Genomic DNA, 25,502 nt, shown 5'->3' with positions numbered 1-25,502 from the left:
TATGAAAAAGCGATTTATCCTCCTTTGCCTGATGTTGGCCACCGTGCCGGCCATGGCGCAACTAGCCTTTGTGTTGCCTATGAGCAACTCCACGATTCGGCCCTCGTATGCTATTCAGGTAAGCAATAGCAAAACTACCCATATTATTTTCCCTTATGAGATTCGATATGCCGATCTGGGCAGTAAAGACATTGCCGGGGAAGCGGTTGAGAAAGCAAGCAACGTATTTCGATTAAAGGCACTTGGTCAGAATCCATTTATGGAAACTAATCTGACGGTAGTGACGGCCGACGGACGGCTGTTCAGCTTTCTAATCACTTATAAAGAGCAACCTGATGCGGTCACCTACGATCTAACTAAGGTGCTCCTTGATGGCGATGTGTCAAAGTCCGCAAAAGTTAGTTCGGGCTCTCAGGCTCGGCTAGCGGATAACTTAAACCGTCAGGGTGAGCTGGCTATGCACAGCCGCCGAAAGATTCGGCACATTGGTTTCAAGGCGCAAGGTATGAATCTATACCTACGCAATATCCTCTACAAAGATGATGTCATGTACCTGGTGCTGGGTATTGAGAACGGATCAAAGCTTGATTACGACATTGACTACCTGCGTACCTACGTTATGCAGATGAAGAAAGCAGGAGAGAGCTCCGCGACTCAGGACGTGCCGGTTGATCCCATTAAAGTATTCGATGCGGCTGAAGGCGTTATTCCCCGGCATGATGAGCTAATCAAAGTGATTGCCATCGAGCGGCTAACACTAGAGAAAGATCGTCGACTGGTCGTGCAGGTAGGCGAGGAGAGTGGCGGGCGTCAATTAGCCATACAAATTGGTCCTGAAGAATTAGCTACAGCCCGGCCCCTATGAAAAATCTACTCACGACACTAGGGCTATTGAGCCTGCTTAGTCTGTCCACGGTTGCCAGCGCCCAAATCCACCAGGCGGGCCAAACAACGATCGAACTGTCTGCCGGTCTGGTCGACGGCTTCAAGCTACCCGGTCAGGACAACTTCGGTGTATTCGGAGGACTGTCCTACAGCAAATACAAATCCCTGAACAGTTACTGGAAAGGTACGGTGCACCTGAATCAGAAGTTCTACGCCTATGATAAGACGCTGGTGCCGGTATCACAATGGTTAGGCGAGGCTACCTACTTTACCCGCGTAATGGGGCTGATCAACCGCTCGTGGGTCATCAATGTGGGGGGTGGAGTTGCCGGTGGGTATGAGTCAATCAATCAGGATCGGGGAGAGGTGCAGGGAGCTAACCTGATGAACCGATCGGAATGGGTTGTCGGCCCGACGCTGGCCATTGAAGGTGAATACATCCTGACCGGCCGCAGCATTCTGATTCTTCGCGCCCAGGAGTACTACTTGTTTCGCTCCAATATCATCCCTACCCGCTTCAATTTGGGCGTGGGTATCAAATTCATTCTTGACACAGACTCGGACTACAAATGAAAAACTTCATCTACCTCGCGCTGATCGTGCTGGCCATGGGCTGCCAGTCCGAATCGTTGGACATCCGGGCCAACTACCGGATAAAGCTTCAGGCCTCCTCGCCGGGGGCAACACTGAAAGTACACCAACCCTACGCTTTACCACTGGAGTTACTCACAGACTCGTACTACTCCGAATACGGCTACCAGCTTCAGTTCTACCAGCAAACAGGTTTAGGACGACTAGATAAAGGTACCGACGCGCAGACAGTGCCTGTGTTTCAGAAAGTCGGTGTCGCGCTACCCCTCGGCGTTTCTTCCTGGCAGTACACCCCAGAAGCGGTTGGTACATCCCAAATTGTTTTAGTGGCTCAGCAGGAGCGGGGATACATCCAGCCGGATACCCTTAGACTAAACTTCCAAATCATTCCATAACCTAAAACACGTAATCGATGAAAACGCTATTTATCCCCATTCTCATAGTTTCGTTGCTGAGTAGTGTACCGGGCAGTGCTCAAGGAGCTGGCGATGTGCTTAACATTGCTCTAAAGGGTGATGCCAATACCGAACAGGCCGCTAAACTGGAATTGATTCGCATCCTGCAGGAGCGGCTCAATAAGTTGACAGTGGCTCAACTTAATTCCCGGGTAATCGTATCAACCGGCGTTAAGAATTATTACAAAGTTGAGGAGATATTTAAAATGCATGATCAAATGTGGCTATTTCAGTCACAGCTGAACAAAGAGGCAAAGGCCCTGGGCACAAACGCCGGCTTCCAGCAGTCGGGTTTCATTCAAAGCTACCAGGCGCAAATTACTGAGGCTATGAATACGGCTTCTGTGGTTCGAAAGCAAACTAAAGTGCTCATAACTGATGGCCGACCGATTGTACTTCCCCCTATGCCTACTTTTAGCATCTCACCCGCCAGCTCGCTTGATGACATCGTGGGTTCGTTCACCTCGACCATGAACGGGATCATGAATGCATTTGGGGTAAAGAGCCAGTCCGATATTGACAACTTGTCTCCCGAGAAAAAAGCGGCCTTCGATGAGGCTGTAAATACCGCTAAAGCAGAATTTGAGAAGGGTTTTAAAGCGTCCTTGGCTTCAACTACCAAATCCTCACTGACGCTGATTGGCAACGTCGTTGGTACCCTGGTAGGTATCCCTGGAGCCGGTTCCCTGATAGCGGGTATTGCCGGTGGCGGCGGGGCTAGTGCCGTGGCGGGGCTAGTGGGATCAATCGTTGACAAGTTTGTAGTTCCTGATGAATATTATGATTCAGAAACCTTGAAGCTAACTGATGCTGAACGGCTCAAGATGATTGATGAGCTTCATGCGCGTATGTCTGAAACATTTCAGCGAGGAATGGCATTACGTGCTAATATGAACTCGGAAGTTAAGAAGCGTTACGACAACATTAGTCAGCCTCGAAACGAGATGATATTGTATGGTCCCAAAAAGTAGCCGTTGCGCTGCCAAACAAGGAAATAAAAGGAAATAAACATAATGAAACGACACGCCCCTTTAGTCTCTGTTCTAGCGTTACTAGTGGGCCTGTGGGCCTGCGGAGGTAAGGATCCAGACCCCCAGAGCCAGCTTCCAAGTTACCTTCGCATACCAGCAACTTTAACCGGTTATGTTGGCTCTGGCCTGGTAACTATTGGTGGTGATTTGAACTTACGAGCTGAGGGTCCCGAGTCGCAAGATGCCATAACAAAAACGTATTCAGGCGTATTGGGCAGTATAACCGAAGATGAGATTACAGCTCAGTTCACGGTTGGTCAGCCCTTGCCCTACAAGCAGACATATTCAGTTCCCCAGGATTTAGTATCCAATGGGCAGCTGCTGACGTTGAATGCTATTAATCCAGGCACATACCCAATGGGGTTTGATAGCCAGAAAACACCAACCGGCGCCCAGGCTAATTTAATTCTCAACCTGACAGGCCCGCAGATTTACCTAGCTCGACTAGGCACGCTTACCATCAACGAATCTACAGTTATCAAGACAGAGGGATCTAGTAAGCTCTACCGCATTCAGGGAACATTTCAAGTGGCGATGAGCGGAGCTGGACCCGGCACGACCATAAATGACTACAAGGTCACAGGAACATTTGATTTACTGCTGCGCGATTAGTCTCCAAAAAACAATTAATAACAAAACAATAATGCCCGGCACTGGAATAGTGACCGGGCTTTATTGTTTTTAGGTATGCGTTCTTCAAAAGTTCAAAATATCAAATTTGCTCTATCACCGAGAGTTTTGTCATCCAATTTTAAGTTGTATTGTATAGTATACTATTGGTATACTCTTTTTTCAGTAAGATAAATGAATATATGCATTGACATATTCTGTTTTATCTGGCCAATCAACGATGAAACCAATACGGTCTATACCGCCACCCGCAGCCCCAAATAAACCAACAACCTTCCCATCACCTTTATAACCAAGACCTCTGGGATTAATTAATTGCGCGACTCCAAAACTGTTTTCACCACCAGAACCACCATAGGGTCCGAGATAGCGCCTATTAGTTTTAAAAGCTATTTTATCGATGTAAATACCAGCTCTGCCCGTAACTGAACTTATATATTCATCTTGGGCTAAATCAATTATTACATTTTGTCCATGTGGTTCTCCATGCGTTGACCCCCAGACAATGCTTCCATCACTCGTTTCCCAGGCAAACTGTATTTGCTGAACATATTGCGTGTAATAGATTGAAATTTTGGCAAGCCGTTTGTAATTTTTTGGTGGGTATTCTCTAAACTCCGATCCACCACGCCCCCCTATCATGTAATTATCATAAATCATTTTTGGGTTAGTAACCGAAGGAGGTGCAGTTCCACCATTACCCCTGGACCCGCCGGTAGACCCGTAGCTCGAACCACCAGATGATGATCTTGGTGGGTCTCCGATCTTCTTCCAAGCGTATGAATTTGTAGTGCAAGTGGGAAGGTCTGAACTACACCTACACGAAAATGTGCCCTTTTCAGTAGTAATTCTAGCTCCGTAACCATACTGCTTAAAATTATATAAACAATAGCCATCGTGCGTTTGTCCGTCTTGCCCCATACTAGGTAAGATCGTAAAGCAGAAAATTAAAAGTAGATAGAAGAGTTTATTCATTGATTTGCGAATTAAATGATACGATTTATCTCGTAACAAAGTTTAAGTTTTTATTTTAAAAGTACAATTCTTTAACTATACTTTAATGCCCTTCTTAAACTATTCTTTTCTTTTTTAGAGACCACCATCTATCCGCTTCTTCTCTCCAAAGAGGCAAAATTGATTTACCTTTCTTTATCTCCTGCTTAGCTTCATAGTGTTCATGGAATTTTTTACCAATCTAAGCTGGTTGCCGGTTACTTTTAATGTAAGTAACAACATCATCAGGTGTTGGTATTTTGTAGACTCGCTTCTTTTTCATGGCTTGATTTATTTATAGAAAAGCCCCAGAAAAGTTTCCAGGGCTTTATCTGACCGTTTGTCAACCTTTTAAAGCAAATATGGCACGCGTGGGCTCCATTGAATAAGGGAGCCATTAGTGCAGTGCTGGCCATATGGTAAAGGTTATCTAGTTGATTATCTCGTTCCACAGCATCCAAATACATCTCTTTAAGGGCTTTATGTCGGCTTACATTGTAATTATGCTGGTTATTTAGTTGAGCATAAAGCCATCGCAATACATCCTGATGGTTAGTCTTTTCCCGACCTTGCCGCAAGCGTCAACATACCCATCTATAAGGCACCGTATTTTACCTCTGACGCCATTATCAAGTAGTTCTGTTTCTGTGGCGCCAACGAAAAAAAACTCCTCCCTTAACTCTTCCAATGCTTTCTTAGGCTCAGTCGAACTAACTGGAGGTAACGCGTCATCCACGGGCAGTTCACCAAAAAGCGCTGATCACCCTCGCCCTGATGGCTCATTTTATGGTGATGAGTAAGCGAACTCGTTACCCGCTTTCATTCTGTTTTAGAAACCCTGGTTTGATTTTTATTGGAAAAATCAGCTACGGTATCTATCTCTACCATCTTACGGTATATTTTTATAGCTACCCGTGTTCAATCTCATCAATAGCCGGCTCCCCCTCCCAATTGGTACCAATCCCAATTTGTATCGAGCGGAATGCCTGGTGATGTTAATTGGAGTAGCCTGGTTATCCTGGAAGTACCTTGAACTGCCGCTTGCCAATTTAGAGCGGAACGTATCTCCTAAACCTCTCCCGGTCCAACCTAAGGAACTTGTCTAATCCGGGGCGTATGCAGGCGATCTGACCTGGGTATTTCGAGGCAAACTGACTCGACTCATCCGGAAAAAGGCTCACTCAACGTCAGGAAGGATTATTTAGGTGTAACAAGGCGTGGTTTTGGAAGCCTGAATGCCTCTTTCAAGTTCAGCTGATGGTCTTTATGCCTCATGCGATCTTGGATCGCACCCACAAGAGTAGTCTTACCACGATACGCGTGCCTTTGGGGAACGGGCCGTTGAGCCCTTCGAGTTGCCTCAACTCCTGCTGAACGGAGCTGTCGTCAAAAGTCACCCTTGTGCAAAGGCTCATTTTAGTATCTCTCCCGCGGCATCCGAGCTCGGAAGATTACTCTAATGACAAAGAAGTTCAGCCTGTTGATACACCCCTAATAAGCGGACGACTCGACGGGATGAACAACTGTTGAAAGACTGTGTCAATGAGCCGATCAAGCAAGCAATCAAAGTGACCAACCTGATCATGCAGCTTCAAAAGAGTATACTTTTGGATACACCTAAATAAGCTACGTTAGAACATTATACTAGTAGTCATCGAAGAAGAGGGAACCCCCGCTAATAGGCTAGTGGGGGTTTATATTTATGAACCAGCCAGGGTTACCACCCACGTTAACCCTTCCGGCTTATCAACTTATCAGCGAAATGTGAGACGCTGGTTTTAATATCTGTCCAACGCCATCCGTAGCATACGTTATCTCTTCTCCTTTTTTACCGCCCGGCGGCCCGACCCACTTTTGTTTACTTTCATTTCACTTCACACATCATCGCCATCGTTTATGCAGCATTCGCCAGAGACAATAAATGCTTTTAAACAAAAAAGTCATACTTAGGCAGGTATGACTTGTTGATAACGCGAACGGGGAACGAGTCTTACCGCTAACGGGGAAATTTAACTAGGTCGTACCAATACGCGCGTAGTGTAGCCAGATAATGCCGCCACTCGGCTAGGCTAAATGGCTTCACATGGTATGCTGCAATACCTTCTTGATAAGCCTGCTCGATAAGTTGAGCATCCCCCATGACAGTAAGTATGACAACTGGCAAAAGCCGGGTGTTGGGTAAATCTTTGATATAAGTTACTAGATCTATCCCCGATTGGGCCTCCTCCAGGTTAATGTCAAGCAACACAATCTTAATTTTATCGCTTTCCAAATTTTGCAGGTAGTTCTTGGCTTGATCGACCGAGTAAACCTGAGTAAAGAACGCCTCGGGAAAACTGCGTTGAGCAGCCTGAGTCAATATGTCTAGTAAGTTAGGATCATCGTCTACTAACAGGATGGGAAAAGAGCTGGGCATAATGTTCAAAAAGGTGTACTGCGTCTTTATTACAGGAAGGCAGCCTTTACCGGCGAATAAATCGCATTAGACAAGCTGTGATTTAGGCGAGAAATTATGTTCCGATACGTAAAAAGTTAAGTACACTTGCTAAGTGATTGTCGTAAATTCAATTACTATATGTAAACTTGTTCACCTAAAAATGAACAAGCCATGTTGCTTTTATTAACATTGGTCAACCAAGGCGGTCAAGCTCACACGTTCGGCTGTTTTGCCTTTGCTTTTGAGGAGGCTTTCGAACGAGCCAAACGTCTGTTGAGCCATACGGACCAACTACTAGAAGCTCGCCGGATAGAGGCCAAAGAGCAGAGAATGCTACCCGTAGATTTATTTGACGAATATAATGTGTCAAAGTCAGCAAGAGCGCCGGGAGAACCTTGGTAATAACTTTTGACACAGACTTAAGAACTAACAACATTGAAATAGTGAAGTCGAAATACGCGTTCGATAGGATAAAATTTTAAAGCTAAAAAACAGCCATTAACTACTAGTAAATGGCTGTAGGTACCCACCGTAACTTGTCTGTAAACAAGTAATAAGACCCTAGTGAAAACAGCTAGGTAGTACTGTAACCGACCGACTTGTAAGTTGTTTGAACCTGAGCGGATTGTATGCGACTAAATACAGTTGAAAGTTAGTAGAATCACCCTCTCACAATTCGCTCCCGCATAAGACGTTAGGGCGTTCATGTATCTGCGGTTCAAACTGGACGGTCAACTGGGTCGCCTGTTTACTACCGGTCAAAGACTATCCCTAGCATACGATTAACCCGATTACTCCGGGCAGGCGTCCATCTGGGCGGTAGCTAACAGCCAGTAAAACCCCGTGCCCACCATACCATAAAACAGGCAGGCCAGCACACATTTCAACCAGCAGGAGGAGCCGACTCGAGTCGTCAAGGCTCTTTAGCAACTAGGAGGCTCATCGCCAACTGCCCGAATGCGGCCAAAATAATAAAGTGACCGTTTAAGGGAGGAACATACCGGCTTGTATTTGGGCTGGCTGGAAAGTGATGCGCTATTAATGTACTATTCAGGCATTGCCACCGGGGGCTTGTTAAGAAAGCGAATCTTTGGATTTATAACTGATTAAGCAACGGTCGACAACTCGGGCTGTCCGCTCAAGCCGGGACTGGCTTTGCTGACTTGTAAGGGCGGGGGATGATCTTGGCCGGTACGCTACCAAGGCGACTGCTCAGTACCTCACCCAGGGCACTAGGATGAAGCGTAGTGCCGGGGAAGATCGATGACAAAACGGGTGCCCTGACCCGGCTGGCTTTCGACCTTCAACTGGCCACTCAACAGTTCGGCTAATTGACGCACGATCCGCAGTCCGATACCTTCTCCAGTCGACGAGCTTCGCTCCCCTGCAGTCGACAAAAAATCCTCGTTGGACGCCTTAAGCGTCTCTAGCTCCGCCAACTGCTGGCTTGGTATACCCGGACCCGTATCTTCGACCGAGAACCACCAGCGTTCCCCTGAAGCTTCACCCCACTCCAGACGGATACTACCCGTCGGGGTGTGTTGTAGCGCATTGAGCAGCAGATTTTGAACCATCCGGCCCACCTGCAACGCATCGCTCATGACCACGAGTTCAGCCGGACCCTGGTGTTCCAGCCGTAAGCCCTGCTGCTCACCCAGCGGATGGACACTCCATAGCCGCTCCAGTAGTAAAGAGGCTACGTCAATCAGGGCTAGTCGACGCACTTCCTGACCCGCCTCCAGGCGGGCATAATCCAGCAGGTCCGTCAGCAGGTGAGTGGCCTGTTGGACATTGCGCTGAAGCATCGATACCAAGGGGTTGTGCTCAAGGCCCAATTGATCCTGCGCCAGCAAGGAAACGGAAAAGGCGATGACCCCAATATAACTCCGCAGGTCATGGGAGCTCATCCGCAGCAGTTCCCCCCGCTGGCGCAAGGTGTTACGGACTTGCCCGAGTGCCTGTAAATCCAGGGTGGAGGCTTGTAAAGCCAGAAGTGCCTGCTGGTGTTGCTCCTGAGCCTGTTTGAAGGCGGTAATGTCCAGTCCCGTCAGCACTACGCCATCCTGTTGTTTAGTTATCGCTAAGCCAATCCATTGCCCAGCGGTTCCCCAAGGCTGTTCAGCATACTGAGGCTGGCCTGTTGCCAGCACCTCCAGCCAGTTGGCCCAGCTGTGGCCTCCCCAGAAGCGGGTATCCAACACGTTAGCCGAAAGCCCTGTTAACGCACTGACCGATTGCCCCACCATTTCAGCAAAGGTTTGGTTGCAGACACTGATGACAAGATCCTGACACTGGCCTGAGGCATCCCGTCGGGCCACTAAGTAAGCAATTGAAGCCGGGGAGGCATCCAGGACAGCCTGAAGGGATTGGACCGCTTGAGCTAAGTCGAGTTGGAGCTGCCGTTGCTGGGTGATATCCTGTACCGTGCCATGCACCCGAACCACCTGGCCAGCGGGATCGGCCAGACTTTCAAACTGGTGATTCACCCAGAAGAGCCGGCCATCCACGCCTTGACTGCGGTGAATCAAGCCATAGTGCCCCGGCGTCTGAAACGACAACTGCTGAAGCGCCTGGAGGGCGCCTCGATCGTCGGGATGGAAGAAGTTTTCAACTCCCTCAATGGTAATTGGGATGGATTGGGGAAGCAGGCCATGCATGCGGTACAACTCGTCCGACCAGTTGACACCGGATTCGCCCAGGTTCCATTCGAAACTACCCACTTGACCAATGGTCTGGGCTTCATTAAGTCGCTGGTTTTCGGCCTGAAGGCTAAGCTGAGCTTGCTGACGGTCGGTGATGTCGGAGAGGAAGCAAAGGAGGGTGTCGGGTTGCTGATAGGTAAGGAGGACCTCGAACCAGCGCCCGTCGGTGGGTAACTGATAGTCCAGTTGTCGTTTCTGACCTGTCAGCGCCACCTGATAGTAGTGGTTCCGCAGGGCGGTTCCCTGGGGGAAAACGAGCTGACAACTTTGACCCAGTAGCTCCTCAGGCGTGGCTCCCAATAGAGCCGCCGCAACGGGGTTTATCAGCGAATACCGAAAATCAATGGGTTGCTGGTTTTGATCACGGACAACCCGGTAGAGGATCAGGCCGTTCGGTGAATTTTCCCACAGCGCCTGCAGCAGATGAGGGGCTGGTATTGAGAGGGATGAAAACATAGGTTGCTGGGAATGCCAAGCGGAACAGGTAAACCAAAAATACCACTTACGGCTTGAAGTCACCAGAAAAAAGTAAACATTTGTTTTTCTTTAAGGACATAGCTTGGCGTTCATCCGTTAAGAAGGCGATGTGTAGTTTATTAATTCGCCTAGGCTCTGGTGTAGGCATCGCAACGGCCTTTGCCTAAGCATTTATCTCAATACTGGTTGGATCCCACTGCTGAAAGTAGGTTAGCATCCAGCCGTTTTTAGTATCGTCAAGTGGAAGTGGTTTTTGAGAGCCTACACCTCGTAGGCGACGGATTAAGCCACGGCGGCCGCTTAGCGGAGGGGGACTACGGGATGATACTAAACCCTGTCTTATAAAACCCTCCTCCTTGAGAAGAAGAAACATTCATGAGTAGGCTCCTGCCTGAGACGACGAAGTACTCATGTATTTGCTCATGAATTCGAGCCTTTTAAAAGACGACTCTTGTAAGTACCTGTCAAAGTTAATTAGTCAAAACTTGATAAATACTCATCACGCTAATAGGAGTTGCTTATAACTGGTACGAGCTGACATATATGCTATTTTCTTTCTTGTCAATATAGCTTACAATACATCAATACATGTAGTTTAGTAGTTCGATAGAGAAAACTAAAGAGAAAACTAAAAGTAGCTTAGTCAGGGCAGCCGGCACCCACCCCATAATGCCTTCTTACCCTTCCCTTGTGAGTATGAATCAACCGCCCCCTTATTTTCAACAGGATCTGGCGACTCAGGTTGAGCGGCTGGAATCGGCCTTATCGGCAGCCAACGTGGGTACTTGGGACTATAATCTAGGGACAGGGGCAGCTTACTGGTCCAGCATCTGTAAGCAGCTTTTTGGCCTGGCGCCCGATGTTCAGGTGACACCGGCCATCCTGCTGGCTCAGGTGCACCCCCAGGATCGCCAATGGGTTGCCCAGGCCAACCAACGCAGCCTTGACCCAACCCGCGTCTACGAACATAATATCACCTTTCGGACCCTTACGCCCCAGGGTAGACTCCGCTGGGTGCAGGCCAAAGGCGAGACGCTTCGCCATGAGCAGGGACACATCCTGCGCTTCAGCGGCATCGTCATCGACGTAACGGCTCAAATGGAAGCCCGTCAGCAGCTGGAAGAAAGTCACGAACGCTATCGCACCCTGGCCAATGAGTTGGAGGAACGGGTTCATCAGCGAACCCAATCCTTGCAGGAGGCTAACCAGGACTTACTGCGATCCAATCAGAATCTGGAGCAGTTCGCCTACGTGGCCAGCCACGATTTGCAGGAGCCCCTGCGTAAAATTCAGTCCTTCAGTAATCTCCTGCAGGAGCGGTATGGGCCGTTAATGGGCCAAGAAGGACTTACTTACCTGAGTCGACTAACCAAAGCCGGGGCTCGGATGTCTACCTTAATCCGAGACCTGCTCGCCTTTTCCCGCATCACTACTCAGCAGGCCGTCCTCAGCGATGTAGCGGTGGAGCGGGTTGTTAGGCAAGCTCTTGATAATCTCTCCATTGCTGTTGGTGAAAGCCAAGCTCATATAACCTTGAGTAATCTGCCGGTAGTTCAGGGTGACTCGTTGCAGTTGAACCAACTCTTTCAGAATCTCTTGAGTAACGCAATCAAGTTCAGACGTATGAATGGCATTCCCCAGATTCAGGTGATCGCCCACCGATTGAACAGAGTTGACCTGCCGCCTGATGTCCAACCCACGCGGCTCACCACTACCTACTGGTGTATCATGGTAAGCGATAATGGGATTGGTTTTGAGGAGAAATACCGGGATCGTATCTTCCAAGTCTTCCAGCGACTACATGGCAAGGACGAGTTTTCCGGCACGGGCATTGGATTAGCTATCTGCCAGAAGGTGGTGACCAATCATGGTGGGGTAATGACGGCGGATAGCCAACCGGGGCAGGGAGCTTCGTTTCGTGTCTACCTCCCTGGGTAATCCTGGCCACATATTCGACTGGTAGTAGTCGACATTTATTAAAACAAGCTCCCTAATTATAACCCCCGACTTAAAGATATTCTAACTTCTCTTCTTCTCAGGCATGAGCGTTTTTATAAGACAGTGTTTTTTTTAAAACTGTTAAGTGGCCAGCAGCGGCACGGTGCGCCGACGCGGGAACGTGTAGCCACCGCAATCCAGTTGGCAGCACAGGATAAAAAAAACTGGGTTACGCCAGGTATCCCCTTAGCGAGGGTTCGCAAATCGAGGGTCATAAATAAACGTACTATCGGTCAACAGACGAAGAAACGACACTAAGTCCGCCTTTTCACCGGGTGTAAAGTGAAATCCGCTCGGCTGACTGGCTAATTCAGGAGCCAGCATGGGACTCGCCTGAATGTGCTCACTGTAATGGTCCAGCACTTGTTCAAGGCTATTAAACCGGCCATCATGCATATACGGGGCCGTTAGAGCGATGTTCCGCAAGGTTGGCACTCGGAAACGGCCCTGATCCTGGGCTAGTCCCGTAATCGCTTGCCGACCCGAATCGGGTGCCAGCTTATCCAGACCGTTATTGTGAAACAATTCCTGGTAGAGTTTCGCGCCCCCATGACAATGGGCGCAGTTGCCACCCCGAATGTTGTGTTCCGGCGAAGGCGACCGGTTAAACAGCAGCATCCCCCGCTCTTCGGATTCGGTTAGCTGATACTGGCCCGCTACATACTGGTCATAGCGGGAATTCGCCGATATTAACGTCCGTTCGAACTGGGCCAGAGCCTTACTGATCCGACCATCGGTGATAGTGTCGGAGCCGAAAACCTGTTTGAATAGCGCAGGGTAGGGTGTTGTTTTCTGCAAAGCTCGGGCCGCTTCGCCTGGTTTAGCCCCCATCTCATCGGCATGCCCCAAGGGTACCAGGGCTTGTTCTTCCAGACTCGTGGACCGCCCATCCCAGAATAACTGACGAACCCAAAGTAAATTCGTCAGCGACATTGAATTGCGCCTGGTTCGTTTTCCACTAACCCCCACGCTGAAGGGTAGTCCATCGGTAAACGCCCGCGCTTGCTGATGACAACTGGCACAAGAGATGGTTCCGGTAATCGATAATCTGGGCTCATAAAATAAAAGGCGGCCCAGGTAAACCCCTTCCTTGGTTGTAGGGTTGTCAGCCGGAATAGTAAACCGTCCCCCAAACGAGGCAGGATAGTGTAGCCTATAGGGGCCCGTTGGCACAGGGTCATCAGCCCCTGTCCAGGCGCATACCCCAGCCACTACAACGGCACTCACAAAAATACCCATCCACAGGCGCATAGTGCGTTAGTTAGCAAATCGTACCTCAATTGCCTTCACTTGCCGAATCCAGCGGGCCGGTTTTTTCTCTCCCGGTACGACGATTCGATACGGGCCAACACCGGCCCCTAGTGGCGAGCCATCCACACTGTCCGCCAAAATAATCGATCGGGAAGCAAATTCAGTATCCAGTTCGGGCAGGGCAAACAGGACCTCATACCCATCAATGGCTTTGACGATAACATATTTGGTTAAGTTTTCACCCCGTAGTTCACCGCCTACGGTGGCACCCGCTTGTTTTAGCAGGTCGACGACTAGGATGCCAGCATACTGGTGTTCCTTGCCATCGCGATCTTTTCCCGTTACCTCTATATGCGCCATCGCTTTCAAATCAGCCGCCTGTAGGGTTAACGGTTTGGTGACTTCTCCAGACACAGTCAATACTGTCTGCGCTTGACTCATCAGCCCGCTTAACAAGAAGACAAACGGTAACAACCGTAATCCATACGTTGCCCTTCTCAATTTTAGATTTTTCATAGTAGCTCCTACAAATTACTGATGGCTAGATTAATAAAGAAATTACGACCCGGTTCGGGGAAGCCTTCCGCCAGCGCATAGTTTCGGTCCAACAGGTTATTCACCCCGCCTTCTAAGCTTATATAGCGTTGCAACCGAACGGAGGCTTTGGCGTTAGCGACCACAAAACTAGCCGCCTGGGTGCCATAACTTGTACTATACCGATCCGAATCATACTCGATATTGCCAATCAACACCACTCGACGCAGGAGTTGGGCCTGAGCATAGACAAAAAGTTTATGGTCGGGCACATCCACAAACTTTAGATCGGGATTGCTTAAATTTTGGCGGTGAATGTAGGAGTATTGGGCACCGGCCTGGAAGGCGGTACTCACCGGTATTTTGAATGATACATCCCCGCCGTAGAACTGGGCCTGGCCCGTATTCTGAAATTGATAGATGCCCGGCTGCACATTATTGACCTGTTGAATGGCATCCGTCAAGCGACTGTAGAAGGCACTAGCTTGCAGGGATACCAATCGGCTAAGCTGATCCGTATAAGCTGCTTCCAGATGCAGGGCGGATTCCGCTTTCAGGTCCGGGTTAGGAATAGCCGCACTCATGCGGTAGGAATAGCGATCCTTCACGGTCGCAAACCGGGTTTTCCGGGCTACCGTCAGGCTGAGCTGCCGCAGTTGAATCGGACTGTAAAACAGACCCACCTGGGCGTTTAGTGCATCACTATTATTTCCGGGAAAAGCCGAAATGGTTTTGGTCGAACTCTCGTAATTTTCCGCCCGCAGGCTTTGGCGACTATTGTAGCTGACCCCTGGAACGAGCGATAACTTAGTACCTAGCGCCCAAATATCTTCTATGCCAATAGATAGGGTCTGGTCGATAAACGTACGGACGGGCTCCCCGGCATTATTTTCACGGTGACGATCCTGTTTATAATGGAGTGACGCTTTTAGATTATGATTAGCCGCGATCCGATTGCCATATTCAAGCGAACCCCCTTTCGTGTCATCGTTATAGTAGCTATTGAAGGATGAACCCCTGGTCTGAGTGGTATAGGTATTGTTGTCGAAGGCACTCAGCAGGTTTGTAAATTTGTCGTAGAACAGACGAACCTTCAAATAACTGTTCGCCGTCAGGGCCGTCCGGGAGATAAAATAGAGACTCTCCTTGTCCCAATTGGGCCACTGCCAGAAGCGAGCTACTTGCCGGGAATCGGCACCTACGTAAGGGGGGGTACCCTTGGTTCCCTGTTGGTTGATGTAGCTGAGGGTATATTCGTCCGTTGCATTGGGGGTAAAACCCACTTTGAGGCTATACTTCCGATCATTCCGATAGGCATTCTCCCGGTTGCCACCGTCTTCCTGGGTCTGTGGGACGAAATCCTTGGATAAGGGAAAAGTTTCCTGTTTGAGCTGCGAAGCGGAGCCTTGCAGGTAAAATTTCCCCAGGTTACTGCCCAGATTCAGGTTAAGTCGGTGACCCTGTCCGCTGAGCAAACCGGCTCGTCCATCAAACTCCAGTTTTTTCTGGGGTCGACGCGATACCAGATTGATGGCGCCACCCAACGTATTGGGGCCATACGTTACCGACGAAAAGCCCTTCGAGACACTAACCTCAGCCAGATCGAAAGTGGTAAACCGCCCCAGATCCACATACCCATCATAGGGTACATAGACGGGGATACCATCAATGAATACAGGTACCTGTCTTAGATCAAACCCCCGTACATACACCATGGATTCGTTGCGGGCACCCACCGTAGAAAGCGTTACGCCGGGTAGCAGGTTGAGGGCCCGTCCCACATCGAGCCGATTGAAAGCCTCAATACGAGCACTCAGTGCCGTATTGGTTGAGTCAATGCCTGGTCGACCCAGCACGGTGACTTCGACTAATTTAAAGATTCGAGTTGAATCAATGGACGTGGCGCGTTGTGAAAATGCCGGTTGAGTCAGCCAAGTACAAAGAATAATTTTCCCCAGTAATGTGGTGTAGAAATGACCGGTCATGAAGGCGCGTTGAGCTAAGCGTTATATTTTGACAAATATAACGCTTGATTCAGTAAACTATCAACATAACTTAGTTGGGCTTGACTATGGCGTGGCAACCGATCGACTTGAGCTGCGTCAGACTTTCCATTTAAGTCAACCGTGATTGGGATCGTATGATCCATTCATTGAACCTATTTTGCCATCCTATTCTTGTCAAGTTGCTGTACCGAGAAACGCCAGGTTTGGCGAAACGTGACTTAAAGTCTATACCGTCTCAGAGGGAGTGTATATTGAGATAGGCGCAAATGCTTCCTGCGGCATAACAGAGTAACTACTTTTCCGTGAGCTTGGTAACCCAAATCCCAGTTAAGAGTCATCATTACTAGTACTGCATTCCTGAATTTAAGACATGGCTGGAGAACTGAAGGGAACCAATTCACACCTGGCTTATTCGAGAGCGTTGACCATGAGCGGTTGCGCCAGCCAATCAACAGAATTTCCTAACTCAAAACCAATAACTTCAAATTTGCTTCATAATTGATGCCTACCCTTGTAAATACATTTTCTTGCGGATGAGCCAATTTATTCTTTGTGTCTTGCTGAGCCTGTCAACGCTGTCAGCATTCGGTCAAACAGGCCGTATAATTCGGGTGGAAGATAGTGCCACGCATGAACCCATTATTGGGGCAACCATTCGGACACCTGCCAGCGTAAAACCTCTCACTGGCACCGTAACGGATGTAAAAGGCGTTGCCACCATGCCGAGTACACCAGCCAGCGTCACGGCGCTTACAGTTAGTGCCGTTGGCTACCAAACCGAATCGTTTTCGCTGCCAGCGGGTAATGATACACTCGTCTTTCAACTCCATAGTCAGAATGAATCGCTGGACGAAGTGACCGTTACATCGACCCGTACTAACTCGCGCATTGAGGATTTGCCTATTAAAGTGGAAGTGCTGGGTCAGGAGGATATGGACGAAGAAAGCGCGGTCGTACCGGGCAACGTGAGCAGTATCCTGGGCGATATTTCCATCATTCACGTGCAGCGGACCTCCGCCGTTAATGGTAACCAGGCCATTCGGATGCAAGGGCTAGACCCAAAATACACCCAAATTTTGCGCGACGGGCTGCCGCTGTATGAAGGATTTTCGGGAAATCTGGGTGTTTTACAAATCCCACCGCTGGATTTAAAACAGATTGAAGTGGTGAAAGGATCCGTCTCAACCCTCTACGGCGGAGGAGCCATTGGTGGTATGATTAATATCGTCTCGAAAAGCCCTCACTTAGAAACCCCCGAATTTACGGCCCTTTTGAACCACTCGAATTTGAAAGAGACCAACCTGAATGCCTACTACGCGCAGCATTATGGCAAAACTGGCCTGACGCTCTTTACGGGTTATACTTACCAGAAGGCTGTCGATGTAACGAACGATGGCTTTACCGATAGCCCTGGCATTAAGCAATTTAATTTTCATCCCAAATTTTTCTGGACCCCGACCGATCATACCAAGCTGGATATCGGTTATGCGTTCACTACCGAAAATCGTACCGGTGGGTATCTACCGGCTCTTGACGGTAAAGAACCTGGTTCCTATAAAAACGTAACCGATTTACAGCGTCATACCGTTGACTTCAATGCCAGCCACAATACCTCGGCAACCAACGCTCTAACGGTCAAAGGGGCGATTAGCACTTTCCATCGGCAGAACACCGATTATCACAAACTCTCCGATGGGCGTCAATCGTCGATTTATGTAGAAGCCAATGATTTAGCGCGTTTTGGTAAGCATCAGCTTATTATAGGCGCTAACCTGACGGTCGAAGCGTTCCGCAAGAACCCCGACAGCACCCGCCTGGTCGATTACACCTACAATACAGTTGGTGGGTTTGTGCAGGATGACTGGCAGGTGGGCGAAAAGGTCGCGATCCAGGCGGGTCTGCGGTTTGATCATCACAATACGTTCGGTAGTTTTCTATTGCCCCGCCTATCGGTTAAACTCAAACCCGCTGACCCCTGGACAGTGCGGTTAAGCGTAGGAACGGGCTACAAAACCCCGAACCTGTTTGTCAACCAAACGCCCGGTGCGCTGAATGTCAGCCTGATATTTTCCCGTTTACTACCGATTGACGTAGCCAATCTGAAGGCAGAAAAATCGGTGGGCACTAACATCGATATTGCGTATTCGAAAAGTTTCGAGAGTGGCTTTTCGGTCCAGGTCGATCAGGCGCTTTATTACACCGTTGTCAACTCGCCCGTGGTATCAGCTTTTTCCAGCCTGTCGAGTAATCTGGGCGCGTACACGCAGTTGATCAATGCGCCTTACAATATCTTCAGCGTTGGCACCGATACGTATGTGCGACTTGAATACAAAGCCTATGAATTGTATGTTGGCTATAACCACACGCTGGCTCGGCGCAATAGCTCTGCCGATAATACGTACTTGCCACTGGCCCCTCAGGATAAGTTTTCGACCACCGTCGCCTGGGAAAATGACCATTTCCGGTTTGGTGTCGAAGCCAGCTACGTGGGTACCCAGTACCTTTACAACAACCAGAAAGTGCCTAATTATACCTTCTTTGCCGCAGCGGCCGAATACCACTACAATGACCATTGGCGGCTGGTGCTCAACGGGGAGAATATCTTCAATGTGAAGCAAGCTAATTATGAAACGGTTGTGCTCGGCACTAACCCGACAGTACAACCCACCTTCCGGCCTATTTGGGGGCCCTTAGAAGGACGAATTGTGAACCTGGCGCTGAAGTTTACCTTATAAGCTCAGCTTGACAGTATCATAAACAAGCTCCTAAAGATCATCTCTTCAGGAGCTTGTTTATTTAATGCTCGTTTGGGTGGATTGAAACACTACATATCGAACTTTTCCAGCTTCCCCTTCCGATAGACATAGACTTCATAGGCATGTTTATCGATGCCAAACACTTCTTCCAATACCATGTGATCGGCTCCCTGGCTGAGTTTTTTCGCTTTAACCTGCTTGTCTGGAGGAAGTTCACCAAAGGGAATCGTGTGTTCGAATTCGAACCCCTCATCGTATTCAAACTCCAGCGAAAACAGTTTATTCCGCCATTGGAGTTGCGTACTCATGCCATTGGCAACGGGAGAATAGTCAATATCGATCGGCGCGTTCGTGACCACCTGGCCAGCCGCTTCGGTAAATAAACTTAGTCCTGAAACGACCATAGCCGTATAGCCAACCCGCCGAAAGAGACCTTCACTCAATCGGGGTAGTAGCCATTTCATGCCATAGGACGCCAGTAGGGCCGCTACGGCGATCACAGCGCCTAACGTGAGTGCTTTCCCTGTTAATAAGCCAAAGGAAGCATACAAGGCAAGCTTGACCAGATGCAGCATCACTTCATTAGCCGCCCGAGTTGCCACGATTTCCTCCTTACCCATGCCGTAGCGCAAATAGAACCGATTGAATAATAAGCCAACCGCACCGGTTAGACCCGAAACAAAACCCGCTGCCAGCCCAATCAGAGCCAGGTAACCGTTGGGTAATGGATGAACCACCTCCAGTTCTTTGGTCGAACGAAAAATCAAGGGCAGATTAGCCATCAGAAATAAACCCATCAACAGCTCCAGATAAAGCGGATTGATGTAGGCAAGCAGCTTTGCCCCAATCCAGACGGCGGGTAAGGCAGGGGGCACAAACCAAACTACCACATCCCAGCGGATACGCGGCCAGAAGGCAATGATGCGGGAAACAGAACTGGAAACCGTACCGATGGACAGTGCCGCCGGAACTTGTGCGCCGGGTAAGAGAGACCCTAATAGGGGTAACAACAACAGACCGGCCCCGCCCCCACAAACCGCACTCAGTGAAAAGGCCAATAGGGCACAGCCAAACAAGAGCAAACCGGATAAAAACATAAACATGCTGATTAATGAGAAATCCAGTGGTTAAGCTACAGTGGCTTTATGAGTCGTCCGCTGCCACTCGGTGAGCACAATGCCCACAATCAGCCAACAGGCACCGAGTAAATAGCCGCCCAACACATCGCTCAAAAAATGAACCCCCAGATAAATTCGACTAAAGCCCACCACCCCGATCAACCCGACGGCACTGACACCCACCAGCCACCGGTGCCGAATCCGACGACGGCCCCGAACCAGCCAGTACCCCAGTAATCCATACAGCGTCATGGCCGTGGCCGAATGACCACTGGGAAAGGAGTAGCCCGTTTCGGCGTAATAAGCAACCTGAGCTGGGCGCTGCCGAATAAAGGTTCGTTTCCCGACCTGAACAAACAGCCCGACGCCTGCCATCAAGCTCCACAGGATAACGATGTTGCGCGTCTTTTTTTGATAATATAAAACAGCTGATCCAACCAGTGTCAGACCAATCGTTACATAAGCAGAACCCAGCCAGGTTAGTGCATAGAGCCACTGACTGATCAACGAACTCCGTTCCTGAAAGAGCCAATGCGTAAACCCCTGATCGACCCGGACCATCGGTTCAACGTTGACCAGATTTTCGGCAATTTCGGAGAGCATCATCACATTGACGATCAGCAATCCGGCCAGCACGGTCAGGGGTAACCCTCGAAAATGGTCGGTCGACAATCGGTGAGCTAGCCAGCTAACAAGACTTGGGTAGCGAGTAGCCAATCGGCCAAAGCGATGATGAATATGGTATTGGAGTTGGTTTGTCGTCATTCAGTAAGAACTCACCCTAGAGCCACGATAATGCGTACAAACTAATGATGGGATTCTAAAGAGACTTTGAAGATTACCCCGATCCTAATTTGGGGCATCGATTTACAGATAAGTTTTTTTCGAACGTCCATTCACTTACCGTAGCTGACGAAGACAAAAAAAACTGACCATTCGCCAGATTGATGTGAACGGTAAGGAACTCGATTCATTCAAAGTGATCAAGTAATTCAACTCTAGGAAGTCTGTATAGTGTTTTTAAGAGACTTTCTTAGGCCAAGCAAATTGCCACAACTCAAAGGAATTGTGGTGTTTCTTCAGTTAGACTCCTAAGCGTTAACTCATGGTTTATAAAATAAGTACCAGCGTGCCACTGATAATCAATAGTGCTCCCAGAGCAGCCTTCCAGGTCAGCACTTCGCCTAGAAACACAACCGACAGAATTAGGGCGATGGCCACGCTGAGTTTATCGACCGGTGCCACCTGCGAAACCTTGCCAAGCTGTAAGGCCTTGAAATAGAAAATCCAGGAGAACCCAGTGGCTACACCCGACAAAATCAGAAACAGCCAATTCTGGCGACTAAGCGCGGGTAATGTATCAAGACCGCCCCGCCAGAACACGAGTCCCCAGGCCACAACTAAAATGACGACGGTTCGAATGGCCGTTGCTAGATCGGTATTTACTCCTTTGATACCAATTTTAGCTAATAGGGCTGTCAAAGCAGCAAAAAGGGCTGAGAGTAATGCGTAAATCCACCACATTGGTTAAACTAGTTTAGACAGACAGAAGGCAGTTAGTAGCTACCCTGCCAGATGCAGGGTAGCTAGCCGCTATTACCTGTAAAGCACATTGGCGATCTATTTTGCTGTTTAGATACTGCCACATGTACCCTCTAAGTGCTTTTAGAGGGGCCTCTGACAAAAGATACCCTATACTTACTACTTGGCTGCGTATTCCAGCACCCTAAACGTTCCCGGCTTCACTGCGGGATGGGGCTTCGGATTTTCAGTCGTAGGGACTGGGGCAGGGCCGTACTCAGCGGTTGTGACAAAAATATGATGAGATGTAGGATCGATAGTAACCGTTCGGGCACCCCGTTGAGTCGTTACGGTTTGAACCGCGTCAAATTGTCCCGGTTTTACTTCCTTTACGATGGTTAACGTGCCTTCCCCGTTGGCGCTGATGGCCGAGCCGGTTGAGGAGTCAAAGACGGCTCCATCGGTTCCGCTTCCCGTTGGGACTTCCGCCAGCACCTTACCCGACTGCGAATCCATGACCACCATGATCTTATGGCAGGTGCTGAACAACCGGTGATGCGGTTTGTCAAACGCCAGGCCAGTGGGTTCTTCGCCTTTTCCTAACTTCCAGTGATGTTTGACCGTTAGCGATTTGGCATCAAAAACAGCTACCTCATTTTTATCTTCCAGGTTCACGAAAATCGTCCCGTGGTCATCGCTAACGGCGGCTTCGGGTGCCCCGCCTAACTCCACCGTTCCGGCAATGTTACCCGTAGTGGCATCCAGCACGGTTGCGCTGTTGCCTTCATTGTTAAAGATAAAGACCCGCCTGGAGAAAGCGTCGTACATAATCGCATCCGGCTTTTTACCCGTCGGGATTTCCTTTGTGGCTTTAAAGGTCTTCGCGTTAAACATCGTCGCCGTGTTCGGGCGGCCATTCGTCGTGTAACCGATAGAGGTACCGGGCACAACAGCGATACCGTGAACACCTGGTGTTGGGGTGATAACCCCCAGTTTTTCGTGGCTTTTCAGGTCGAGTACGTCCACCTGTGTACCGTGCGAAATGTAGAGCCGACTACCCTCGGCATCGGCTAGTAGATAATCCCAGCCCCCTTCGCCCCCAATGGTGGTTTTCTTGACGAGCTGATAATTCGCCGACTGGGCAAAGAGAGAGCCTGTTAGCGACAGGCATACGGCAGAAATCCAAAATGCGTTCATTGAAATAGAGTTGGTTTTAATGAGGGGTGGTTCTATGTCGACCCAGTTTACGTGTCAACCACGGATAGACCTGGTAGGCGATTGCCGTAGAGAGTAGCCCAATCCCTGCCCCAACCAGTACATCCGATAGCCAGTGTTTATCATTAGTCATTCGCAAAATGCCTGTCGAAGTGGCCATCGCATAGCCGCCAAGGGGAATCCAGGGACTAACCCCACTAAACTCCCGATCCAGCAAACTTGCTCCGGTAAAAGCATTAGCGGTATGTCCCGATGGAAAGGAGAGGGTATTGGACCCATCGGGTCGAAGTTCGTTCGTGGTATGTTTCAGTACTAGTACAGCACCCGTACTGATCCCATAGGCAAGCACGCCAATAAGCGCCCGGTCGAGAGGTTGCGATCGACCGCTCACGCCCGCCAGGCTCAAGCCGGCCCAGGCAACAGCCGGACCGTACTGTAGAAAATCGTCGGCATGCGTACGGAAGTGGATTTTATCCTGGATTTCACTTCGGACGTAAAAGCGGTCGAAATGACTGTTAGGATAATTAGGCGAAAGAGCCAGACCAACGGGAATTAGTACCGCCGGTGCAACCCACCGGAACGTAACGGGGCGACCCGGAATCGTGTCCAAGAATTCACGTCGGGATGCAGTGTTTACTGGTTGCCCAAAGGATACAAGTACTGGAAGTAGAAAAAACCAGCCGTTAAGCAGCCAGGAGATTGAGCGCCTGTTTTGTTTCATTAATTGATCAATCTTGGTATCACTTACATACTAGTATGTGACTTGAACCCCCAGAGTGGGTTGAATACGAAAAACTTTATGTAGGCCAGAAACGGATGGGTAAAGGAATGGCGGAAACCTAAAGGAAATCTGTAGTTAGGTTATAGCGGATTTATCGATGCATTTGTTGAGGCCATCTTCAAAATGTATTCAGTATTGGATCTGTACTTTGGGGAAATAACCCCAATTTGGGTCATGAAAATTTTGTTGATTGAAGACGAACCCTCGCTACTAGTGGCCATGCGACTGTATCTGGAAGGTGAACAGTATCAGGTATCGACCGCGAATAATTTCCGTGCAGCCTCCGTGAAGGTGCATGATTATGACTATGATTGTGTCGTGGTCGACATTACGTTGCCCGATGGCAATGGACTGGCCATTGTAAAAGAGTTGAAGGCGGCTCATTCGCAGGCGGGAATCATTATCGTATCGGCCAAAAACTCCCTGGATGATAAGCTCTCCGGGTTGGAGTTAGGGGCCGATGATTACCTGACCAAGCCCTTTCACCTACCGGAGCTTAACGCCCGTATCCGGTCACTAATGCGACGACGTCAGCATGAGGGCGAGACCCAACTCGTTTTCGGGGCCATTACCCTGGTGCCTAACCGTAAACAGGTTCTGGTGGAAAATCAGCCGGTGGAGTTGACGCTCAAAGAATACGAATTGCTCTTATTTCTGGTAACTAACAAAAATCGACTCTTATCGAAAGCCGTCATTGTCGAACACGTTTGGGGTGATTACATGGATGGGATCGACTCTCACGACTTTCTGTATACCCATGTGCGGAACTTGCGACGAAAACTCCTGGATGCGGGCAGTCCAGATTACATCACCACGCGGTACGGGGCCGGGTATATGTTTACGGTAGGCGAATGAAATTACTTCACAAGACGACGCTCTACCTGCTGCTGGCGGCCTTCCCCATCGCACTGGGAGGTGTTTTTCTATTAAATGCGTATATCCACCGGCATATGCTGTATGAAATCGACGAGTTACTGGCCAGTGAACTCGTCCAGGTTAAAGCACGGCTTCGCCAGCACCCGCCCCAGGCCACCTACGTGCCGTACTGGGATCCAACCATACGGATTACCCGGACTACCCCCCTTCATCCAGTATCCCCCGTTTACATGGACACCATAGCCTTCGACCCCGTCGAAAAAGAACAGGTTCCGGTTCGTATGCTTCGCGCTGGGTATTCCATTGGTGGTCAGCAGTACACGATAAGCCTTATGCAATCCTATTTGGAGTTTGACGAAATCGCCAGTGCGGTTTCGGTCGGCGTCATTGTTTGTTTTCTGCTCGTTGTGACACTGTTGGTGCTGGCCGATGTTGTGGTGACCCGGCGGATCTGGCAGCCCTTTTACGGGATCATTCATCACTTGGAGCAGTTTCGAGTCGATGGCCCGAATGAAGTAGCCTTTCCCGTCAGTGATGTAGCAGAATTTAAATTACTCAGTCAGTCACTCGATGAAATGAGTCGCCGTACTCGCCAACAATACGCCCAGCAAAAGCAATTTACCGATAATGCCTCGCACGAAATGCAGACGCCCTTAAGCGTACTCTCTTTCGAATTAGATTTATTGCAGCAGTCAGCAGGGTTAGCTGAAGCTGACCTGGATCGAATTCAGCGGTCACAGCAGGAAATCAAACGGCTCTCGGCCCTAAATCAATCCTTGCTGTTACTCGCCAAGATTGATAATCAGCAGTTTGCTCACACCGATCGGGTGGATATTGGGGAGCTGGTTAATCAACTGGTAAACAACTATTCGGATTATGTGGCGCATCGGGGTATAACCATTAACCGGATGATCAAGGAAAATTCCATTCGACCCATGAACCGACAATTAGCCGATGTCCTTTTTTCGAATCTGATTAAAAACGCGGTCCGCCACGGCGATTCGAACAGTTCAATTTTCGTTCAGGTGGGCATTAACAATTTTATGATTACCAACCAGGGTGATCCGCTGCCCTTTCCGGAAGACCAGCTTTTCCGGCGATTCGTTCGCAATCAGGCACTACCTCAATCCACCGGACTAGGGCTAGCCTTAGTGAAAGAAATTGCCGCTCAGTATGGTATGGATGTGAAATACGACTATGCTTCGTCCATGCGTCGGCATATGTTTCAGGTTGATTTCTAATGGA

General features: G+C 49.3%; 22 protein-coding genes and 1 pseudogene. 10 read left to right on the top strand and 13 right to left on the bottom strand.

Translation table 11 applies throughout. The annotated features are described in order from the left end of the window. Nucleotide 1 precedes the first annotated feature (1 nt). From traN to ACYVK4_RS21820, 5 genes are all read left to right on the top strand, one after another. Nucleotides 2-865 carry a conjugative transposon protein TraN gene (gene traN, locus ACYVK4_RS21840; RefSeq protein ID WP_461129687.1) on the top strand — a complete coding sequence of 288 codons (864 nt, stop codon included), beginning with the start codon at nt 2-4 and terminating at the stop codon, nt 863-865. Then, entirely contained in the window at nt 862-1,458 is a 597-nt protein-coding gene (locus tag ACYVK4_RS21835) for a conjugal transfer protein TraO (protein WP_461129686.1), read from the top strand. The genes traN and ACYVK4_RS21835 overlap by 4 nt, the downstream gene beginning before the upstream one ends. Then, nucleotides 1,455-1,871 carry a hypothetical protein gene (locus tag ACYVK4_RS21830; RefSeq protein WP_461129685.1) on the top strand — a complete coding sequence of 139 codons (417 nt, stop codon included), beginning with the start codon at nt 1,455-1,457 and terminating at the stop codon, nt 1,869-1,871. Before ACYVK4_RS21835 ends, ACYVK4_RS21830 begins: the two co-directional genes overlap by 4 nt. A gap of 17 nt (nt 1,872-1,888) precedes the next feature. After that, nucleotides 1,889-2,902 carry a hypothetical protein gene (locus tag ACYVK4_RS21825; RefSeq protein WP_461129684.1) on the top strand — a complete coding sequence of 338 codons (1,014 nt, stop codon included), beginning with the start codon at nt 1,889-1,891 and terminating at the stop codon, nt 2,900-2,902. Between the two features lie 207 nt (nt 2,903-3,109). Next, the gene (locus ACYVK4_RS21820; protein WP_461129683.1) at nt 3,110-3,574 is read left to right on the top strand and encodes a hypothetical protein; all 465 of its coding nucleotides are present in this window, start codon (nt 3,110-3,112) and stop codon (nt 3,572-3,574) included. 180 nt (nt 3,575-3,754) lie between these two features. On the opposite strand, the gene ACYVK4_RS21815 is transcribed toward ACYVK4_RS21820, so the two are convergent. The 3 genes and pseudogenes from ACYVK4_RS21815 to ACYVK4_RS21805 form a co-directional block, all read right to left on the bottom strand. Then, on the bottom strand, nt 3,755-4,252 hold the full coding sequence (locus tag ACYVK4_RS21815) for a jacalin-like lectin (protein WP_461129752.1): 498 nt from the start codon (nt 4,250-4,252) through the stop codon (nt 3,755-3,757). A gap of 114 nt (nt 4,253-4,366) precedes the next feature. After that, nucleotides 4,367-4,513 (bottom strand): annotated as a pseudogene (locus tag ACYVK4_RS21810) (hypothetical protein); the annotation flags it as partial. A gap of 2,068 nt (nt 4,514-6,581) precedes the next feature. Next, nucleotides 6,582-7,001 (bottom strand): response regulator, encoded by a 420-nt coding sequence (locus ACYVK4_RS21805; RefSeq protein ID WP_461129682.1) that lies wholly within the window; start codon nt 6,999-7,001, stop codon nt 6,582-6,584. Nucleotides 7,002-7,193: 192 nt separating this feature from the next. Here ACYVK4_RS21805 and ACYVK4_RS21800 point away from each other — a divergent pair, with 192 nt between their 5' ends. Then, complete coding sequence (locus ACYVK4_RS21800) at nt 7,194-7,424, top strand: hypothetical protein (RefSeq protein WP_461129681.1); 231 nt, start codon at nt 7,194-7,196, stop codon at nt 7,422-7,424. 389 nt (nt 7,425-7,813) lie between these two features. On the opposite strand, the gene ACYVK4_RS21795 is transcribed toward ACYVK4_RS21800, so the two are convergent. Together ACYVK4_RS21795 and ACYVK4_RS21790 are read right to left on the bottom strand one after the other, a co-directional pair. After that, entirely contained in the window at nt 7,814-7,939 is a 126-nt protein-coding gene (locus tag ACYVK4_RS21795) for a hypothetical protein (RefSeq protein ID WP_461129680.1), read from the bottom strand. A gap of 315 nt (nt 7,940-8,254) precedes the next feature. After that, a complete protein-coding gene (locus ACYVK4_RS21790; protein ID WP_461129679.1) occupies nt 8,255-10,180 on the bottom strand; it encodes a PAS domain-containing sensor histidine kinase in 1,926 nt (641 codons plus the stop codon). Nucleotides 10,181-10,897: 717 nt separating this feature from the next. Between ACYVK4_RS21790 and ACYVK4_RS21785 the strand changes: the two genes are divergently transcribed. Next, nucleotides 10,898-12,139, top strand: coding sequence for a PAS domain-containing sensor histidine kinase (locus ACYVK4_RS21785; RefSeq protein ID WP_461129678.1), 1,242 nt, complete (start codon nt 10,898-10,900; stop codon nt 12,137-12,139). A 246-nt stretch (nt 12,140-12,385) separates the two neighbouring features. Here the strand turns inward: ACYVK4_RS21785 and ACYVK4_RS21780 are convergent, their stop codons facing one another. The 3 genes from ACYVK4_RS21780 to ACYVK4_RS21770 are packed head-to-tail and all read right to left on the bottom strand — an operon-like array spanning nt 12,386 to nt 15,969. After that, nucleotides 12,386-13,450 (bottom strand): cytochrome-c peroxidase, encoded by a 1,065-nt coding sequence (locus ACYVK4_RS21780; protein WP_461129677.1) that lies wholly within the window; start codon nt 13,448-13,450, stop codon nt 12,386-12,388. Nucleotides 13,451-13,456: 6 nt separating this feature from the next. After that, a complete protein-coding gene (locus ACYVK4_RS21775) occupies nt 13,457-13,966 on the bottom strand; it encodes a molybdopterin-dependent oxidoreductase (RefSeq protein WP_461129676.1) in 510 nt (169 codons plus the stop codon). Between the two features lie 8 nt (nt 13,967-13,974). Further along, complete coding sequence (locus ACYVK4_RS21770; RefSeq protein WP_461129675.1) at nt 13,975-15,969, bottom strand: TonB-dependent receptor plug domain-containing protein; 1,995 nt, start codon at nt 15,967-15,969, stop codon at nt 13,975-13,977. 554 nt (nt 15,970-16,523) lie between these two features. Here ACYVK4_RS21770 and ACYVK4_RS21765 point away from each other — a divergent pair. Then, entirely contained in the window at nt 16,524-18,725 is a 2,202-nt protein-coding gene (locus ACYVK4_RS21765) for a TonB-dependent receptor (RefSeq protein ID WP_461129674.1), read from the top strand. Between the two features lie 89 nt (nt 18,726-18,814). On the opposite strand, the gene ACYVK4_RS21760 is transcribed toward ACYVK4_RS21765, so the two are convergent. From ACYVK4_RS21760 to ACYVK4_RS21740, 5 genes are all read right to left on the bottom strand, one after another. Continuing rightward, nucleotides 18,815-19,843, bottom strand: a complete 1,029-nt coding sequence (locus ACYVK4_RS21760) for a sulfite exporter TauE/SafE family protein (RefSeq protein WP_461129673.1) — start codon at nt 19,841-19,843, stop codon at nt 18,815-18,817. Between the two features lie 30 nt (nt 19,844-19,873). Continuing rightward, nucleotides 19,874-20,629, bottom strand: a complete 756-nt coding sequence (locus tag ACYVK4_RS21755; RefSeq protein WP_461129672.1) for a phosphatase PAP2 family protein — start codon at nt 20,627-20,629, stop codon at nt 19,874-19,876. A 345-nt stretch (nt 20,630-20,974) separates the two neighbouring features. After that, nucleotides 20,975-21,388: an EamA family transporter gene (locus tag ACYVK4_RS21750; protein ID WP_461129671.1), complete on the bottom strand. Its 414-nt coding sequence runs from the start codon at nt 21,386-21,388 to the stop codon at nt 20,975-20,977. Between the two features lie 177 nt (nt 21,389-21,565). After that, on the bottom strand, nt 21,566-22,582 hold the full coding sequence (locus ACYVK4_RS21745) for a YncE family protein (protein WP_461129670.1): 1,017 nt from the start codon (nt 22,580-22,582) through the stop codon (nt 21,566-21,568). Nucleotides 22,583-22,598: 16 nt separating this feature from the next. After that, on the bottom strand, nt 22,599-23,210 hold the full coding sequence (locus ACYVK4_RS21740; protein ID WP_461129669.1) for a phosphatase PAP2 family protein: 612 nt from the start codon (nt 23,208-23,210) through the stop codon (nt 22,599-22,601). 345 nt (nt 23,211-23,555) lie between these two features. Between ACYVK4_RS21740 and ACYVK4_RS21735 the strand changes: the two genes are divergently transcribed. Both ACYVK4_RS21735 and ACYVK4_RS21730 read left to right on the top strand, forming a co-directional pair. Continuing rightward, nucleotides 23,556-24,236 carry a response regulator transcription factor gene (locus tag ACYVK4_RS21735; RefSeq protein WP_461129668.1) on the top strand — a complete coding sequence of 227 codons (681 nt, stop codon included), beginning with the start codon at nt 23,556-23,558 and terminating at the stop codon, nt 24,234-24,236. Continuing rightward, complete coding sequence (locus ACYVK4_RS21730) at nt 24,233-25,498, top strand: sensor histidine kinase (protein WP_461129667.1); 1,266 nt, start codon at nt 24,233-24,235, stop codon at nt 25,496-25,498. The genes ACYVK4_RS21735 and ACYVK4_RS21730 overlap by 4 nt, the downstream gene beginning before the upstream one ends. Nucleotides 25,499-25,502 lie beyond the last annotated feature (4 nt).

It is taken from the genome of Spirosoma aerophilum (assembly GCF_054782495.1).
Note: the sequence above shows the minus strand (reverse complement) of the source record. Positions and strands in the feature narration are given on the sequence as shown.

Coding starts and splice junctions, on each gene's coding strand:
- traN (WP_461129687.1), top strand. CDS start 2: ATGAAAAAGCGATTTATCCTCCTTTGCCTGATGTTGGCCACCGTGCCG.
- ACYVK4_RS21835 (WP_461129686.1), top strand. CDS start 862: ATGAAAAATCTACTCACGACACTAGGGCTATTGAGCCTGCTTAGTCTG.
- ACYVK4_RS21830 (WP_461129685.1), top strand. CDS start 1,455: ATGAAAAACTTCATCTACCTCGCGCTGATCGTGCTGGCCATGGGCTGC.
- ACYVK4_RS21825 (WP_461129684.1), top strand. CDS start 1,889: ATGAAAACGCTATTTATCCCCATTCTCATAGTTTCGTTGCTGAGTAGT.
- ACYVK4_RS21815 (WP_461129752.1), bottom strand. CDS start 4,252: ATGATTTATGATAATTACATGATAGGGGGGCGTGGTGGATCGGAGTTT.
- ACYVK4_RS21805 (WP_461129682.1), bottom strand. CDS start 7,001: ATGCCCAGCTCTTTTCCCATCCTGTTAGTAGACGATGATCCTAACTTA.
- ACYVK4_RS21800 (WP_461129681.1), top strand. CDS start 7,194: ATGTTGCTTTTATTAACATTGGTCAACCAAGGCGGTCAAGCTCACACG.
- ACYVK4_RS21790 (WP_461129679.1), bottom strand. CDS start 10,180: ATGTTTTCATCCCTCTCAATACCAGCCCCTCATCTGCTGCAGGCGCTG.
- ACYVK4_RS21785 (WP_461129678.1), top strand. CDS start 10,898: ATGAATCAACCGCCCCCTTATTTTCAACAGGATCTGGCGACTCAGGTT.
- ACYVK4_RS21780 (WP_461129677.1), bottom strand. CDS start 13,450: ATGCGCCTGTGGATGGGTATTTTTGTGAGTGCCGTTGTAGTGGCTGGG.
- ACYVK4_RS21775 (WP_461129676.1), bottom strand. CDS start 13,966: ATGAAAAATCTAAAATTGAGAAGGGCAACGTATGGATTACGGTTGTTA.
- ACYVK4_RS21770 (WP_461129675.1), bottom strand. CDS start 15,969: ATGACCGGTCATTTCTACACCACATTACTGGGGAAAATTATTCTTTGT.
- ACYVK4_RS21765 (WP_461129674.1), top strand. CDS start 16,524: ATGAGCCAATTTATTCTTTGTGTCTTGCTGAGCCTGTCAACGCTGTCA.
- ACYVK4_RS21760 (WP_461129673.1), bottom strand. CDS start 19,843: ATGTTTTTATCCGGTTTGCTCTTGTTTGGCTGTGCCCTATTGGCCTTT.
- ACYVK4_RS21755 (WP_461129672.1), bottom strand. CDS start 20,629: ATGACGACAAACCAACTCCAATACCATATTCATCATCGCTTTGGCCGA.
- ACYVK4_RS21750 (WP_461129671.1), bottom strand. CDS start 21,388: ATGTGGTGGATTTACGCATTACTCTCAGCCCTTTTTGCTGCTTTGACA.
- ACYVK4_RS21745 (WP_461129670.1), bottom strand. CDS start 22,582: ATGAACGCATTTTGGATTTCTGCCGTATGCCTGTCGCTAACAGGCTCT.
- ACYVK4_RS21735 (WP_461129668.1), top strand. CDS start 23,556: ATGAAAATTTTGTTGATTGAAGACGAACCCTCGCTACTAGTGGCCATG.
- ACYVK4_RS21730 (WP_461129667.1), top strand. CDS start 24,233: ATGAAATTACTTCACAAGACGACGCTCTACCTGCTGCTGGCGGCCTTC.